The following is a 15,120-nucleotide window of genomic DNA, read 5'->3' as shown; positions in this document are numbered from 1 at the left end:
TGATCGACACCTATCAAGGGCCGGCGACAGGGCCGGCCCCATCCCGACATAAGGAATGCATTCATGTTTCTCAGCAATATCGCCACCGTCGACCGCGACGCGGCAACTCTTCCCCTCAATGTCCAGAAAGGCCTGAAGTTCATCGCCGAGACCGACATTGCCGCGCTGCCGGCAGGCCGGGTCGATATCGACGGCGACACGATTTTCGCGTTGATCCAGGATTACGACACTCTTCCCAAAGCCGAAAAGCGGCCGGAATCGCATGCCGTCTACACCGACATCCAGTTCGTCTTCAGCGGTCGTGAAGTGATCGGCTATGCCCCGCTCGCCGCCGATTACACGGTGGAAGAGGACCTAATCGAGGCCAAGGACGTCAAGTTCTACTCTAAGGTGACGGACGAGACGGATCTTGTCCTTGCCGCAGGTGCCTATGCGGTGTTCTATCCAACCGACATCCATCGTCCGGGATGTGCAGAGGGGGTATCCGGCAAGGTGCGCAAGGTTGTGATCAAGCTCATCGCCTGAGCGCCCCCGAATTTCAGAACCAATCCAGTCTTACAGGAGTGTTATCATGGACATCCGCTACTCGGCCAGCCAGAGGGATTTCAAGCGTTATACGACCGCGGAAACGCGGGCTGAATTCCTGATCGAAAAGCTTTTCGTCGCTGACCAGATCGTTGCCACCTACAGCCATGTCGACCGCATGGTCATGTTCGGCTGCCAGCCGGTCAACGAAGCAGTGCCGCTCGACAAGGGCATCGACTGCATGAAGAATTTCGGCACCAACTACGTGCTGGAACGCCGCGAACTCGGCATTTTCAACCTCGGCGGCGAAGGCACGGTCGACGTGGACGGTGAAGTCTACGTGCTTGGCCTGCGCGATTGCCTCTATATCGGCAAGGGCACCAAGTCGGTCGTCTTTACCAGCAAGGACAAGGCAAATCCGGCCAAATATTACATGGTCTCCGCGCCGGCCCACAAGACCTGCAAGACCACCTTCCTGTCGATTGCCGACGCCAAGAAGAAGCCTGTCGGTGATCTGGCAACCGCCAACAAGCGCGTCATCAACCAGTTCATCCATCCGGACGTGCTGGAAACCTGCCAGCTCTCCATGGGGCTGACCGAGCTGAATTCCGGCAATGTCTGGAACACCATGCCGGCTCACACCCATGAGCGCCGTTCGGAAGTGTATTTCTACTTCGATATCGCTGCCGACCAGGCCGTCTTCCACATGATGGGCGAAGGCCAGGAAACACGCCATATCCTGGTGCAGAACGAACAGGCCGTCATCTCGCCGTCCTGGTCGATCCATGCCGGCTGCGGCACGGCTGCCTATACGTTCATCTGGGCCATGTGCGGCGAAAACCTCACCTTCGACGACATGGACCATATCGCCATCAGCGACCTGCGCTAAGCGCGCCCACTCAGTGTATTCACAGGGGGGAGCGGCCGGATTTTAAGGGCCGCTCCGGCCGTTTTCATGACAAAAGGGATTTGAGACATTGACGTATCCAGAAAGCTTTTCACTCAAGGGCAAGATTGCACTCGTGACGGGCGCTTCCTACGGTATCGGATTTGCACTGGCGAGCGCGCTCGCCGAAGCCGGCGCCACGATTGCCTTCAACGATATCAACGAGGATTTTCTCAAGAAGGGTGTCGAGGCCTATAAGGCAGCCGGGATCGACGCCAAGGGTTATGTCTGTGACGTGACCGATGAGCCTGGGGTGCAGAAGCTCGTTGCCGATATCGAGAAGGACCTCGGCCCGATCGACATCCTGGTCAACAATGCCGGCATCATCAAGCGCGTGCCGATGCATGAAATGGACGTGAAGGATTTCCGCCAGGTCATCGATATCGACCTGACCGCTCCGTTCATTCTCGCCAAGGCCGTCATTCCGAGCATGATCAAGAAGGGCGGCGGCAAGATCATCAACATCTGCTCGATGATGAGCGAGCTTGGCCGCGAAACCGTGTCTGCCTATGCGGCAGCCAAGGGCGGTCTGAAGATGCTGACCCGCAATATCGCCTCCGAATACGGCGCGATGAACATCCAGTGCAACGGCATCGGCCCCGGCTATATCGAAACGCCGCAGACCGCACCGCTGCGCGAGCCCGGCCATCCGTTCAACTCCTTCATCCTGGCCAAGACGCCGGCAAACCGCTGGGGTACGACGGAAGACCTCAAGGGTCCGGCCGTCTTCCTCGCCTCGTCGGCTTCCGACTTCGTCAACGGTCACGTGCTCTATGTCGACGGCGGCATTCTGGCCTATATCGGCAAGCAGCCCTGATTTTGGGTCGATGACCTGATAGCAACTGATCGGAGCGCCGTTCCTGTGTGGCAGGAGCGGCGCTTTTGCATTCGGGTCCGTATTCAACGCCCCTTCTTTGCCCGCGTCATCAGCACGTTGCGGATCGAGAAGCTGGAATGGATGCGCAAGACGCCCGGAAGTGCCGACAGGATCTCCTTGTGGATCCGCTCGAACTCGCCGGCATTGGCGACCTCGACGCGCAGGAAATAGTCGGATCCGCCCGTCATCAGGAAGCATTCGCGGATTTCCGGATATTTGCGGACCGCCGCCTCGAAGCGATTGAGATAGTCTTCCGTCTGTCGCTCAAGCGTGATGTTGATCAGCACGGCGATACCGTTCTGGTCGTTGTCGACGAGTGCGGTATAACCGCGGATGACGCCGTTCTCCTCGAGAAGCTTGATGCGTCTCAGGCAGGCGGATGGCGACAGACCGACCTCGGCCGCCAGTGCTGCATTGCTCATGCGGGCATTCAGCCGCAGCAGGCGAACCAGATTGCGATCTATGACATCGAGGGCGGCCATGAATATTATTCCAAAATTTCGCAGAGGCTTTCAAACGAGGCGCCTCAATGCAATTTTCTGTCACTGATTGGCAGGAAATTCCACGATTATTTCATTATGCTCACCTGAAAAAAGAGGGGCTACAATGAACGCGAGAATGGCCGGTATGTCCGCCCAGGTGATCGATCCCGTCGCCTCGGGCTATCTCACCATCGATCTCGGTGCGATCCGCCGAAACTACCTGAAGCTTGCCGGCATGCTGGCGCCCGCGCGTACCGCAGCCGTGGTCAAGGCGGATGCCTACGGGCTTGGTGCGCGACCGGTGGCCGAGGCGTTCTACCAGGCCGGATGCCGTGACTTCTTCACGGCGCATTTTTCCGAGGCCGCAACCCTTCGTCCCGTGCTTGCAGACGATGCTATCCTCTATGTCCTGAATGGTCTCCAGCCCGGCAACGAGGCGGCCTGCGCCGCAGCCGGTATCATTCCGGTTTTGAATTCTCTCGAGCAGTTGCGTCGCTGGGGCGAGACGGCCACGCTGATGGGCAAGCCGCTCGCCGCCGCCATTCAGTTCGATACCGGCATGTCGCGGCTTGGCCTGTCGCCTGTGGAACAGGCGCAGTTGAAGACCGAACTGGCCCGTCATCCGCTCATCGATATCCGCTTCATCATGAGCCATCTCGCCTCTGCCGATGAGGCAGACAGTGCCCAGAACGGCGAGCAGATTGCCGAGATGGAGCGGATTGCGGCGGAGTTTCCCGAGTTTCCGGTCTGCTTTGCCAATTCCGGCGGGGTATTTCTCGGCAAGCGCTTCCATCATTTGATGGCACGCCCCGGAATTGCTACCTATGGTGGAAATCCGACGCCGGATGCGGTCAATCCGATGGAGCCGACCGTCAGCCTGAAGATCGCCGTGGTCCAGACGCGGACGGTGCCCGCCGGCGCGAAGGTGGGTTATGGCGCGACCTTCGTGGCGCCCAAGGAAATGCGCCTTGCCACTATCGCAGCGGGCTATGCCGACGGATTGCCACGCAGCCTCAGTGATCGCGGTGCCGCCTATTATGGCGATGTTCGCCTGCCGATCGTCGGACGCGTTTCGATGGACAGCATGACGGTCGATATCAGCAGCCTGCCGGAAGGAACGCTTATGCTCGGCAGCCTGGTGGAGATGATCGGGCCGCACCAGACGCTGGATGATCTTGCGCAGGCGGCCGGAACGATTTCCTATGAGGTGCTGACCAGCCTCGGCCAGCGCTACCAGCGCGAATATTTAAAACCTTGAAAATATAAAGACGGGGAAGTCCATGAAAGTCATCGTTCTCGGAGCCGGCGTCGTCGGCGTAACGTCAGCCTATCAACTGGCCAAGGCCGGCCATGACGTGACGGTCATCGACCGGCAGGAAGGCCCGGCGCTGGAAACCAGCTTTGCCAATGCCGGTGAAGTCTCGTTCGGCTACTGCTCGCCCTGGGCAGCGCCCGGCATCCCGATGAAGGCAATGAAGTGGCTGTTCATGGAACATGCGCCGCTGATCCTGCGTCCGAAGATGGATGCGGCAATGCTGTCCTGGATGCTGAAGATGCTGATGAACTGCACGGCGGAGCGCTATGCGGTCAACAAGAGCCGCATGCTGCGGCTTGCCGATTATGCCCGCGTCTCGCTGGCCGAAGTCCGCTCGGAAACAGGGATTGCCTATGACGAGCGGATGCAGGGTACTCTGCAGCTGTTTCGCAAGCAGCAGCAGCTCGATGCATCTGCATCCGATGTCAAGGCGCTGGCGGCAGACGGCATTCCCTATGAAGTGCTCGATCCGGAAGGCTGCATTCGCGTCGAGCCGGCACTCAAGCATGTCCGCCACAAGATCGTCGGTGGCCTTTTGACGCCGAAGGACGAGACGGGCGATTGCTTCAAGTTCACCAATGCGCTGGCGCTGAAGGCAGTGGAGCTGGGCGTGAAGTTCGTCTGGGGCACCAATATCAAGGCGCTGGATGTCGAGGGCGGTCAGATCCGCGGCGTGGTCACCGACAAGCAGACGCTGCGCTCTGACGCCGTCGTCATCGCGCTTGGCAGCTATTCGCCGATGCTGGCAAAGCAGGTCGGCATCAAGCTGCCGGTCTATCCGGTCAAGGGCTATTCGTTGACGATCCCGATCACCGATGCATCGCGTGCACCGGAATCGACCGTCATGGACGAGACCTACAAGATCGCCATTACCCGCCTCGGCGACCGTATCCGGGTCGGCGGCATGGCGGAAATTTCCGGCTATACCAACGATCTCGGTCCCAAGCGCCGTGCGACGCTGGAGCATTCTGTCACCGATTTGTTCCCCGGCGGTGATGTGAAAAAGGCCGAGTTCTGGTCGGGCCTGCGGCCGATGACGCCGGACGGCACGCCGGTGATCGGCGCCACCAAAGTCAAGGGCCTGTTCCTCAATACCGGCCACGGTACGCTCGGATGGACGATGAGCTGCGGCTCGGCGAAGGTCATCAGCGCCATCGTCAGCGGCAAAAAGCCGGAAATCGACGCCACGGACCTTGCCGTTTCCCGCTACGCCTGAGGCATTGCCGATACCCGCCGCGATCGAAACGACGATCCGCGGCGGGTATATGTCTTTCCTATTTATTCATGCCCCCGTCCCAATCGAATGCCTATGAGGCAGTCGCTACCTTTTGATCAGACATCGCATTCGATGTCGGTTCCGCGGCCTTAGCCGCGCAACTTCGATCGACAAGGAGTGACCCATGTATGGTCGTCTGGGCAGTATCTATCTTCTCAATCTGAATGAGGCGGGCGCGCAGCGCCGCCGTCTGGCCCGCAGCTCTGCGGGCGGGCGAAATGCCGTCAATAGCGCATCCGGCATGAGCATTGGCATCGCTCTTCGCCTTGCCGCTGTGCTTTGTGTCGGCTTCGGCGCAATTGCCACGCTGGCGGCTATGGTCGGTTGAGGAGACGTGTTATGGCCAAGCTTGCAATGATCGATCATGAGCCTCCCGCGACGGGTATCCGCTTCACCGTCGGCCGCGACGTGAGGGGCCGCTGGATCGTCAACGACATGGAAGGCAAGGTCGGCGGCCTTTTCGCCGACCGTGCTTCCGCGGTGCATTTCGCCATGTTCGAAAGCGATCATACGCCCGGCGCCGTCTGGTGCCTGCCGGAGCATGTGACGCTCAAGCTGGGCGAGGCCTTGGATCCGCACCGCCTCTCGGCAGGAAGCCGGGTCGCCGGCCGGGCGTGAGGTGTGCCAGATGTTCCCTTCTCTTCGGTATTTGCGGGGATGCGTTTATCCCCGTGGCCAGATGCAGCGCTTGATCGGTTCCGGGCAGTTGCACGGAGTGGGTGTGATCCTTGGCATGATGATGGTGATGCTGGTCTTGGTCGGGGTCGCTTCTGTGCTCGAGATGGCGCTGTTCTGAACAGCCTTTCTTGCGGGCTGAGCGCGCTACCAGCCGTGCCATCGTATAAAGAAAGACCCCTCCCAACCTTCCGGGGTTGAGACACGCGTCTCAACCCGTCCTTCGGACCCCCACAAGGGGGAGGGCTTAACCCAGACCCTCGGTCGATGCCCAATTGAGGCGAGAGAGTGCCGGAAGTCTTCTCCCCCCTTGTGGGGGAGATGGCCGGCAGGCCAGAGGGGGACTTTTTCAGCAGGACCGCTCGTTAGCCTGAAGGGCCAGACCAAGCTCGGCGTCGGCCCCCCCCCGAAAAATTCCTATAAAATTCCTATATCTTCGCTCTCCCGCCCGTCTCGAAACCCTATGCGCCTCGGCGCCATATTCGAGCGTGGAAGATCGGAAGATCCTCTCAGCACCAGAAACCGCAAAAGCGCCGTCCCGCCGGATGGCGCGCTTCGGCTTGTCTGGTCTCGATCAGATCAAAGGGACCCAGATCGATGATGGACATCATTCTCGTTGGCACGGCGGTCGTCTTCTTCGCCCTGTGCTTCGCTTACACCCGCGCTTGCGACAGGCTTTGAGGGGAGGGCGCAATGATACTCGACTACGTTCTCGGCGGTGCCGTCACCGTCTTTCTCGCACTCTACCTCACCTACGCTCTCATCCGCCCCGAACGCTTCTGACGAAGTCTTCGGGAACTGAAAGTTTCCTCACATGACCCTCAACGGATGGCTTCAGATCCTCGTCTACTGCGGGATCGTTCTTGTTCTCGTCAAACCGCTCGGCGCCTATATGACGCGGGTGTTTTCGGGCGAACGCACATTTCTTTCACCGGTCCTCGCTCCGATCGAACGGGGCCTTTATGCTCTGGCCGGTACCAGTGACCGTGAAGAACAGCATTGGACCACTTACGCCTTCGCCATGCTGATGTTCAATCTCATGGGCGTTCTGGTTCTCTACGGTCTGTTTCGGCTGCAGAACATGCTGCCGCTCAATCCGGCGGGTATGGCGGCCCTGCCGTCCGACCTGTCATTCAATACGGCGGTCAGCTTCGTCACCAATACCAACTGGCAGAATTATGGTGGCGAAGCCACCATGTCCTATCTCACCCAGATGGCCGGGCTTGCCGTACAGAACTTTCTCTCGGCTGCCACCGGCATTGCCATCGCCATTGCTCTTATCCGCGGGTTCTCCCGCGCATCGGGCAAGTCGGTCGGCAATTTCTGGGCCGATATGATCCGTGCGACGCTCTATCTGCTTCTGCCGATCTGCATCGTGCTGACGTTGGTTTTCGTCTGGCTCGGCGTGCCGCAGACCTTTGGCCCTTATGTGGACGCCACGACGCTGGAAGGCGCCAAGCAGACGATCGCGCTTGGACCGGTTGCCTCGCAGCTTGCCATCAAGATGCTGGGCACCAATGGCGGCGGCTTCTTCAATGCCAACTCGGCGCATCCGTTCGAAAACCCGGACGCGATATCGAACCTCATCCAGATGGTGTCGATCTTTGCTATCGGCGCGGCACTGACCAATGTTTTCGGCCGCATGGTCGGTAATCAGCGCCAGGGCTGGGCGATCCTCGGCGCGATGGGCATCCTGTTCCTCGCCGGCGTCGTTTTCGTCTACTGGGCGGAAGCTGCGGGCAATCCGATCATGCACCAGATGGGCGTGTCGGGTGGCAATATGGAAGGCAAGGAAGTGCGTTTCGGCGTCGTTCTGTCGTCGCTCTTTGCCGTCATCACCACGGCCGCATCCTGCGGCGCGGTCAATGCCATGCACGGTTCGTTCACCGCCCTTGGTGGACTGATCCCGATCATCAACATGCAGCTCGGCGAAGTCATCGTCGGTGGCGTGGGCGCCGGTTTCTACGGCATCATGATGTTCATCATCATCGCCGTCTTCGTGGCCGGTCTGATGGTCGGCCGCACGCCAGAATATCTCGGCAAGAAGATCGAGGCGAAGGAAATGAAGATGGCGCTGCTTGCCGTCCTCTGCCTGCCGCTTGCGATGCTCGTGTTCGCCGCGATCGCCACCGTACTTCCTTCAGCCGTCGCCTCGATCGGCACCGGTGGCCCGCATGGGTTCTCGGAAATCCTCTATGCCTATACGTCGGCTGCCGCCAATAACGGTTCTGCCTTCGGCGGGCTTTCCGGCAACACGCCCTGGTACAATGTGACGCTCGGCATTGCCATGGTGATGGGCCGCTTCCTGGTCATCATTCCGGCACTTGCGATTGCCGGCTCGCTGATCGCCAAGAAGACCGTTCCGGCATCCGCCGGCACATTCCCCACCGATGGCGGCCTGTTTGTCGGTCTTCTCGTCGGCACGATCCTGATCGTCGGCGGCCTGACCTTCTTCCCGGCCCTGGCACTCGGCCCGATCGTCGAACATCTGGCGATGATCGCCGGACAGACATTCTAAAGGAGAGCCCGGATGAGCATTCGTCATGCACTCCACAAACAATCCATCCTTGCCGCGCAGCCGCGCGGCAAGGATGAGGACAAGTCCAGGCAGCAGGAACGCCAGAGATGGTGCGGTTCCAATGCCATTCTCGCGATGATGGCGGGCATTCTCGCCATCACTTGCGTCGTCGAAATCTTGCACGGCTGACCCTTTTGGCCCTGATCCGTCAGGGCATAGGTCGCCTCATCCAAGCTGGAGCCTCTTCATGAGCCAGGCAAAATCCGCGTCTATCCTCGATAGCCGCATCCTCATTCCCGCGATCGGCGCGGCTTTCACCAAGCTCAATCCGCGCACGCTCGCCAAGAACCCGGTCATGTTCGTCGTGGCCACGGTGTCGGTCCTGACGACCGTCCTCTTCCTGCGCGATCTTGCGGTCGGCGGTGACAATCTCGGTTTCTCCTTCCAGCTCAATCTCTGGCTCTGGTTCACCGTGCTGTTTGCCAATTTCGCCGAAGCGGTTGCCGAAGGGCGCGGCAAGGCGCAGGCGGACAGTCTGCGCAAGGCGCGGACCGAAACCCAGGCCAAGCTGGTCACCAGCGCCAACGGCCGCGATTACAAGATGGTGCCCGGCACCAGCCTCAAGGTCGGCGATATCGTGCTGGTCGAGGCAGGTGACATCATTCCCTCCGACGGCGAGGTGATCGAAGGCGTTGCTTCGGTCAACGAGGCTGCGATTACCGGTGAAAGCGCCCCGGTCATCCGTGAATCGGGTGGCGACCGCTCGGCCGTGACCGGCGGCACGCAGGTACTGTCCGACGTCATCCGGGTGCGGATCACGGCAGCAGCCGGTTCGACCTTCATCGACCGGATGATTTCGCTCGTCGAAGGTGCAGAGCGGCAGAAGACGCCGAACGAGATTGCGCTCAACATCCTGCTTGCCGGCATGACGCTGATCTTCGTGCTGGCGACGGCGACGATCCCGAGCTTTGCGACTTATGCCGGCGGCTCGATCCCGGTCATCGTGCTCGTCGCGCTGTTCGTGACGCTGATCCCGACGACGATCGGAGCGCTTCTTTCGGCGATCGGCATCGCCGGCATGGATCGTCTCGTCCGCTTCAACGTGCTCGCCATGTCCGGCCGTGCGGTGGAAGCTGCCGGCGACGTCGATACGCTGCTTCTCGACAAGACCGGTACGATCACCCTCGGCAACCGCCAGGCAACCTCGTTCCGCCCGGTCAAGGGCGTTTCGGAACAGGAACTCGCCGATGCAGCCCAGCTCGCTTCGCTTGCCGACGAGACGCCTGAAGGCCGCTCGATCGTCGTGCTGGCCAAGGAAAAATACGCCATCCGCGGGCGGGACATGGCCAGCCTGAAGGCCACGTTCGTGCCGTTCACCGCCCAGACGCGGATGAGCGGTGTCGATCTCGACGGCAGCCAGATCCGCAAGGGTGCGGTCGATGCGGTGCTCGCCTATGTCAATGGCGGCACGCTGCCAATGGCCGACAGGGTAGCCGGCAATGCGGCGATTGCCGCCAGCCCGCAGTCTCAGACCGTGCGCGAGCTGCAGTCGATTGCGGAAGAGATCGCCAAGGCCGGCGGCACGCCGCTTGCCGTTGCCCGTGATGGAAAACTGCTCGGCGTCGTGCAGCTCAAGGACATCGTCAAGGGCGGTATCCGCGAGCGCTTTGCGGAACTTAGGAAGATGGGTATCCGCACGGTGATGATCACCGGCGACAACCCGATGACGGCGGCGGCGATTGCGGCCGAAGCGGGGGTCGACGATTTCCTGGCCCAGGCTACACCGGAGAACAAGCTGTCGCTCATTCGCGAAGAGCAGGCCAAGGGCAAGCTCGTCGCCATGTGCGGTGACGGCACCAACGATGCCCCGGCGCTGGCGCAGGCCGATGTCGGCGTCGCCATGAACACCGGCACTGTCGCCGCCCGCGAGGCCGGCAACATGGTCGATCTCGACAGCGACCCGACGAAGCTCATCGAGATCGTCGAAATCGGCAAGCAGCTGCTGATGACCCGCGGCGCCTTGACGACGTTCTCGATCGCCAACGACATCGCCAAGTATTTTGCCATCATCCCGGCAATGTTCCTGGCCTTCTATCCGCAGCTCGGCGTCTTGAATGTCATGGGGCTTGCGACACCGCAAAGCGCCATCCTGTCGGCGATCATCTTCAACGCCCTGATCATCATCGCGCTGATCCCGCTGTCGCTGAGAGGCGTCAAATACCGCGCCGTCGGCGCCGGTGCGCTGCTTTCCCGCAATCTCATGATCTACGGCCTCGGCGGTATCGTCGTCCCGTTCATCGGTATCAAGGCGATCGACGTGGTGATCACCGCGCTCGGCCTCGCTTAAGGAAAACGACCATGTTGAAACAACTTCGTCCGGCCATCGTCATGATCGTGGCCACCACCGTGATTACCGGCCTTGCCTATCCCTTCGCCATGACGGGTCTGGCGCAGGCGATCTTTCCGGCACAGGCAAATGGCAGCCTTGTCGAAAAGGACGGCAAAGTCATTGGCTCGTCACTGATCGGCCAGTCCTTTACCGGTGAGCAGTATTTTCATGGTCGCCCGTCGGCGGCCGGTACCAACGGCTATGATGCCACCTCTTCCTCCGGCTCGAACCTCGGCCCGACCAGCGGCAAGCTGATCGATCGCGTCAAGGCCGATTACGAGGCTGCAAAGGCTTCCAATCCGAATGCCGAGGTGCCGATCGATCTGGTGACGGCCTCGGGCAGCGGGCTCGATCCGGATATCTCACCGGAGGCCGCCTATTTCCAGGTGCCGCGCGTGGCTAAGGCGCGGCAGATGGACGAGGCCAAGGTCAAGGCACTGGTCGATGCGCAGGTCGAGGGCCGCGAACTCGGTTTCCTCGGCGAGCCGGTGGTCAACGTGCTGGCGTTGAACATGGCGCTGGATGGCTCTAAGACGTAAAGAATGCAGGCGTTTGCCCCTCATCCGCCTGCCGGCACCTTCTCCCGGCAAGCGGGGCGAAGGACCAAGCCGCAAGCTCTCCCTTCCTCCTCGCCCCGCTTGCGGGGAGAGGGTGGCCGAGCGAAGCGGAGGCCGGGTGAGGGGGCGAACCACCCGAGAGACCGAATTTGATGCCCGACGCAACCCGTGAGAACGGCAGAGAACCGGATACCAGACCCTCGCCGGATGCACTCCTGCTTGAGGCGGAGCGGGAAAGCCGTGGGCGACTGAAGATCTTTCTCGGCGCCGCCCCGGGTGTCGGCAAGACCTATGAAATGCTGATGTCCGGCCGGGCGCGGCAGGTGGATGGTATCGATGTGGTGATCGGCGTGGTCGAAACGCATGGACGCCGCGAAACCGAGGCGCTCACCGACGGGTTCGAGATCATACCGCGCAAACAAATCGACTATCGAGGCCAGAAGCTCGAGGAGATGGATATCGACGCCATTCTCGCGCGGCGGCCGGCGCTGGTTCTGGTCGACGAACTGGCGCACACGAATGCGAGCGGCAGCCGCCATCCCAAGCGCTACATGGATGTGCAGGAGCTTCTGGCACAGGGTATCGACGTCTATTCGACGCTCAACGTGCAGCATGTCGAAAGCCTCAACGATGTGGTGGCGCAGATCACCCGCATCCGGGTGCGCGAGACGGTGCCGGACCTGATCATCGACCGTGCCGATGATGTCGAGATCATCGACATCACGCCCGACGACCTGATCAAGCGGCTCCGTGACGGCAAGGTCTATATGCCGAAGACGGCACGGCGTGCGATCGAGAACTATTTTTCACCCGGAAACCTGACGGCGCTACGGGAGCTCGCGCTGCGCCGTACGGCGCAGCGGGTCGATGAGCAGTTGCTCAACCATATGCAGGCGAATGCGATTTCCGGCCCCTGGGCGGCCGGCGAGCGGCTGCTTGTCTGCCTCGATCACGGTAGCAACGGCGCTAGCCTTGTGCGCTATACGCGAAGGCAGGCTGATCGCCTCAGGGCGCCCTGGGCGGTGCTGCATCTCGATACGCCGCAGGATGCGACGCTGTCGGAAGAGAAGAAGGACCGGCTGGCGGCAAACATGCGGCTCGCGCAGCAACTTGGAGCAGAGACGGTGACGCTGCCGGGACTTTCCCCGTCGCGCGACATCATCGCCTATGCCAATGCCAACAACTTCACCCATATCGTCGTCGGCCGGCCGGCAAAGCCGCGGTGGAGGCAGTTCTGGCAGGGCTCGGTCACCCATGACCTTATCCGCCATGCCGACCATATCAGCGTGCATGTGATTTCCGGAGACGAGAAGGAGGGCGAGCCGCAGCGTGGCGTGAAGGTGGCGCAGGCGCCAAGACCTTTCAAGCTGAAGCACTATCTGCAGAGCACCCTTTTCGTTGCATTGGCGATCGCGGCGGGCGTTGCGCTCGACCAGACCTTCGATGTGCGCAACCTGGCGCTCGTCTTCCTGATGGCGGTTCTGGCGTCTGCCGTTCGGGGTGGGCTGGGACCGGGCCTGTTCGCCTCGCTTGCCGGCGCGGTCGCCTTCAACTTCTTCTTCCTCGAGCCGCGCTACACCTTCACCATCCGCGATCCGGAAAGCGTGATCGCATTGCTCTTCTATCTCGGTGTGGCGCTGGTCGCCTCCAACCTGACGGCGGCCGTGCAGCGGCAGGCGGTTGCCGCGCGGGCGCGGGCGCGAACCACCGAGGATCTCTATCTCTTCTCCAAGAAGCTCGCGAGCACCGGCACACTGGACGACGTGCTGTGGGTCACCGCCTTCCAGATCGCATCAATGCTGAAGGTCAGGGTTGTCATCCTCCTGCCGGAAGCGGGCACGATCGCAGTGAAGGCCGGTTATCCGCCGGACGATACGCTGGTGGATGCGGATATCGCTGCCGCCCGATGGGCCTGGGAGCACAATCGTCCCGCAGGCCGGGCCGCCGATACGCTGCCGGGTGCCAAACGCCTCTACCTGCCGCTTCGCACCGGCCGCGAGGCCGTCGGCGTGATCGGCCTCGACAATGACCGGCAGGGACCGCTGCTGACGCCGGACCAGCAGCGGCTCTTCGATGCGCTGGCGGATCAGGCCGCGCTTGCCATCGAGCGGGTGCAACTGGTGTCGGATGTCGACAAGGCAAGGCTTGCGGCGGAAACCGACCGGCTGCGCACGGCGCTTTTGACCTCGATCAGTCATGATCTCAAAACCCCGCTTGCGGCGATCATGGGATCGGCCGACATGCTGAAGGATCTCGGGGACCAATTGCCGGAGGAGACCCGTGCGGATCTCTTGTCGACCGTGATCGACGAATCCGAGCGGCTCAACCGGTTCATCGTCAACCTGCTCGACATGACGCGGCTCGGTTCTGGGGCGATGCAGCCGAACTATGCGCTGCACTTTGCCGGCGACATGGTGGGTACGGCGCTCAGCCGGGCGGCGAAGATCGCATCGGGTCACAAGGTGGAAGTGGGCATCCCGGCCGATCTGCCGATGCTGAAGGTCGATCCCGTTCTGTTCGAGCAGGTGCTTTTCAACCTGATCGACAACGCCGCCAAATATGCGCCGGACGGCACGGTCATCGATATCAGAGGACAGAAGGACGGCAATGTCGTGCTCCTCTCCGTGATGGACGAGGGGCCGGGCGTGCCTCCCGAAGATCTGGAGCGGATTTTCGACAGTTTCTATCGGGTGCGCAAAAGCGATCAGGTCAGGGCTGGAACGGGCCTCGGTCTTGCCATCTGCCGCGGTTTCGTCGAAGCGATGGGCGGTACGATCCGGGCGGACAACCGTTCGGATCGGTCGGGGGCGATCTTCACCATCCGCATGCCGGCTCCCGCGGCAACACCCGTTCTGGGAGACGAGAATGACTGACAATGCCGTGCGCATCCTGATCGTCGACGACGAGCCGCCGATCCGCAAGCTTTTGCGCGTCGGGCTTTCCGCGCAGGATTACCTCGTCAGCGAGGCCATGAATGCCAAGGTGGCGATGGAACTGATGATCAGCGAGCGGCCGGACCTGATCATCCTCGATCTCGGCCTTCCCGACATGTCCGGCCATGATCTTCTGGCGAAATGGCGCGGCGAGGGAATGACGCTGCCGATCGTCATCCTGTCCAGCCGCACCGATGAGGCTGGTATCGTCAAGGCGCTGGAGCTCGGGGCCGACGATTATGTGACGAAGCCTTTCGGGATGAACGAGCTTGGCGCGCGCATCCGTGTGGCGCTTCGTCACCGACTGCAGGCGCAGGGCGAAAAGCCGGTCTTCCAGACCGGTGAACTGTCGGTCGATCTGGTCAAGCGGATCGTCAAGGTGGCGGGCCGGGAGGTCAAGCTGTCGCCGAAGGAATACGATATCCTGCGCATTCTCGTACAGCATGCCGGCAAGGTGCTGACCCATCGCTTCCTCCTGGAACATGTGTGGGATGGACTGACGGACGTGCAGTATCTGCGCGTCTATGTGCGGCAGCTCAGGCAGAAGATCGAGTCCATCCCAGACCAGCCACGCTATATCCTGACGGAAACCGGCGTCGGCTACCGGCTCGCGGCGCCGGACTGAGC

16 protein-coding genes are annotated in these 15,120 nt (G+C 61.3%); 15 read left to right on the top strand and 1 reads right to left on the bottom strand.

Translation table 11 applies throughout. The features are described 5' to 3' along the window. The first annotated feature begins 63 nt into the window (after window positions 1-63). From NCHU2750_RS15970 to NCHU2750_RS15960, 3 genes are all read left to right on the top strand, one after another. A complete protein-coding gene (locus tag NCHU2750_RS15970) occupies window positions 64-525 on the top strand; it encodes a NanQ anomerase/TabA/YiaL family protein (RefSeq protein ID WP_119941413.1) in 462 nt (153 codons plus the stop codon). 46 nt (window positions 526-571) lie between these two features. Next, on the top strand, window positions 572-1,414 hold the full coding sequence (gene kduI, locus NCHU2750_RS15965) for a 5-dehydro-4-deoxy-D-glucuronate isomerase (RefSeq protein WP_119941412.1): 843 nt from the start codon (window positions 572-574) through the stop codon (window positions 1,412-1,414). Window positions 1,415-1,502: 88 nt separating this feature from the next. Continuing rightward, window positions 1,503-2,288 (top strand): gluconate 5-dehydrogenase, encoded by a 786-nt coding sequence (locus NCHU2750_RS15960; RefSeq protein WP_119941411.1) that lies wholly within the window; start codon window positions 1,503-1,505, stop codon window positions 2,286-2,288. 83 nt (window positions 2,289-2,371) lie between these two features. Here NCHU2750_RS15960 and NCHU2750_RS15955 read toward each other — a convergent pair whose 3' ends face one another. Then, window positions 2,372-2,830 (bottom strand): Lrp/AsnC family transcriptional regulator, encoded by a 459-nt coding sequence (locus NCHU2750_RS15955; protein ID WP_119941410.1) that lies wholly within the window; start codon window positions 2,828-2,830, stop codon window positions 2,372-2,374. A gap of 124 nt (window positions 2,831-2,954) precedes the next feature. On the opposite strand from NCHU2750_RS15955, the gene alr reads away from it, so the two are divergent. The 12 genes from alr to NCHU2750_RS15905 all read left to right on the top strand — a co-directional run bounded on the left by alr (window position 2,955) and on the right by NCHU2750_RS15905 (window position 15,118). Then, the gene (gene alr / locus NCHU2750_RS15950) at window positions 2,955-4,088 is read left to right on the top strand and encodes an alanine racemase (protein ID WP_119941409.1); all 1,134 of its coding nucleotides are present in this window, start codon (window positions 2,955-2,957) and stop codon (window positions 4,086-4,088) included. Window positions 4,089-4,110: 22 nt separating this feature from the next. After that, entirely contained in the window at window positions 4,111-5,361 is a 1,251-nt protein-coding gene (locus NCHU2750_RS15945; protein WP_119941408.1) for a D-amino acid dehydrogenase, read from the top strand. 184 nt (window positions 5,362-5,545) lie between these two features. Then, window positions 5,546-5,749: a hypothetical protein gene (locus tag NCHU2750_RS15940; RefSeq protein WP_119941407.1), complete on the top strand. Its 204-nt coding sequence runs from the start codon at window positions 5,546-5,548 to the stop codon at window positions 5,747-5,749. An 11-nt stretch (window positions 5,750-5,760) separates the two neighbouring features. Next, window positions 5,761-6,039, top strand: coding sequence for a hypothetical protein (locus NCHU2750_RS15935; RefSeq protein WP_119941406.1), 279 nt, complete (start codon window positions 5,761-5,763; stop codon window positions 6,037-6,039). A gap of 10 nt (window positions 6,040-6,049) precedes the next feature. After that, window positions 6,050-6,217: a hypothetical protein gene (locus NCHU2750_RS30595; RefSeq protein ID WP_162939654.1), complete on the top strand. Its 168-nt coding sequence runs from the start codon at window positions 6,050-6,052 to the stop codon at window positions 6,215-6,217. A 572-nt stretch (window positions 6,218-6,789) separates the two neighbouring features. After that, the gene (locus NCHU2750_RS15930) at window positions 6,790-6,879 is read left to right on the top strand and encodes a K(+)-transporting ATPase subunit F (protein WP_119941405.1); all 90 of its coding nucleotides are present in this window, start codon (window positions 6,790-6,792) and stop codon (window positions 6,877-6,879) included. Window positions 6,880-6,910: 31 nt separating this feature from the next. Further along, window positions 6,911-8,614, top strand: a complete 1,704-nt coding sequence (gene kdpA / locus NCHU2750_RS15925; RefSeq protein ID WP_119941404.1) for a potassium-transporting ATPase subunit KdpA — start codon at window positions 6,911-6,913, stop codon at window positions 8,612-8,614. A gap of 12 nt (window positions 8,615-8,626) precedes the next feature. Further along, entirely contained in the window at window positions 8,627-8,803 is a 177-nt protein-coding gene (locus NCHU2750_RS30590) for a hypothetical protein (RefSeq protein WP_162939653.1), read from the top strand. A gap of 58 nt (window positions 8,804-8,861) precedes the next feature. Further along, entirely contained in the window at window positions 8,862-10,961 is a 2,100-nt protein-coding gene (kdpB, locus tag NCHU2750_RS15920; RefSeq protein ID WP_119941403.1) for a potassium-transporting ATPase subunit KdpB, read from the top strand. A gap of 11 nt (window positions 10,962-10,972) precedes the next feature. Beyond that, window positions 10,973-11,542, top strand: a complete 570-nt coding sequence (gene kdpC, locus NCHU2750_RS15915; protein WP_119941402.1) for a potassium-transporting ATPase subunit KdpC — start codon at window positions 10,973-10,975, stop codon at window positions 11,540-11,542. A 170-nt stretch (window positions 11,543-11,712) separates the two neighbouring features. After that, window positions 11,713-14,433 (top strand): DUF4118 domain-containing protein, encoded by a 2,721-nt coding sequence (locus tag NCHU2750_RS15910; protein ID WP_119941401.1) that lies wholly within the window; start codon window positions 11,713-11,715, stop codon window positions 14,431-14,433. Beyond that, the gene (locus tag NCHU2750_RS15905) at window positions 14,426-15,118 is read left to right on the top strand and encodes a response regulator transcription factor (protein ID WP_119941400.1); all 693 of its coding nucleotides are present in this window, start codon (window positions 14,426-14,428) and stop codon (window positions 15,116-15,118) included. Before NCHU2750_RS15910 ends, NCHU2750_RS15905 begins: the two co-directional genes overlap by 8 nt. Window positions 15,119-15,120 lie beyond the last annotated feature (2 nt).

The sequence above is a fragment of the Neorhizobium sp. NCHU2750 genome, assembly GCF_003597675.1.
Lineage (GTDB): Bacteria > Pseudomonadota > Alphaproteobacteria > Rhizobiales > Rhizobiaceae > Neorhizobium.
The sequence above is the reverse complement of the archived record's forward strand: the minus strand, read 5'-3'. Positions and strand labels throughout refer to the sequence as shown.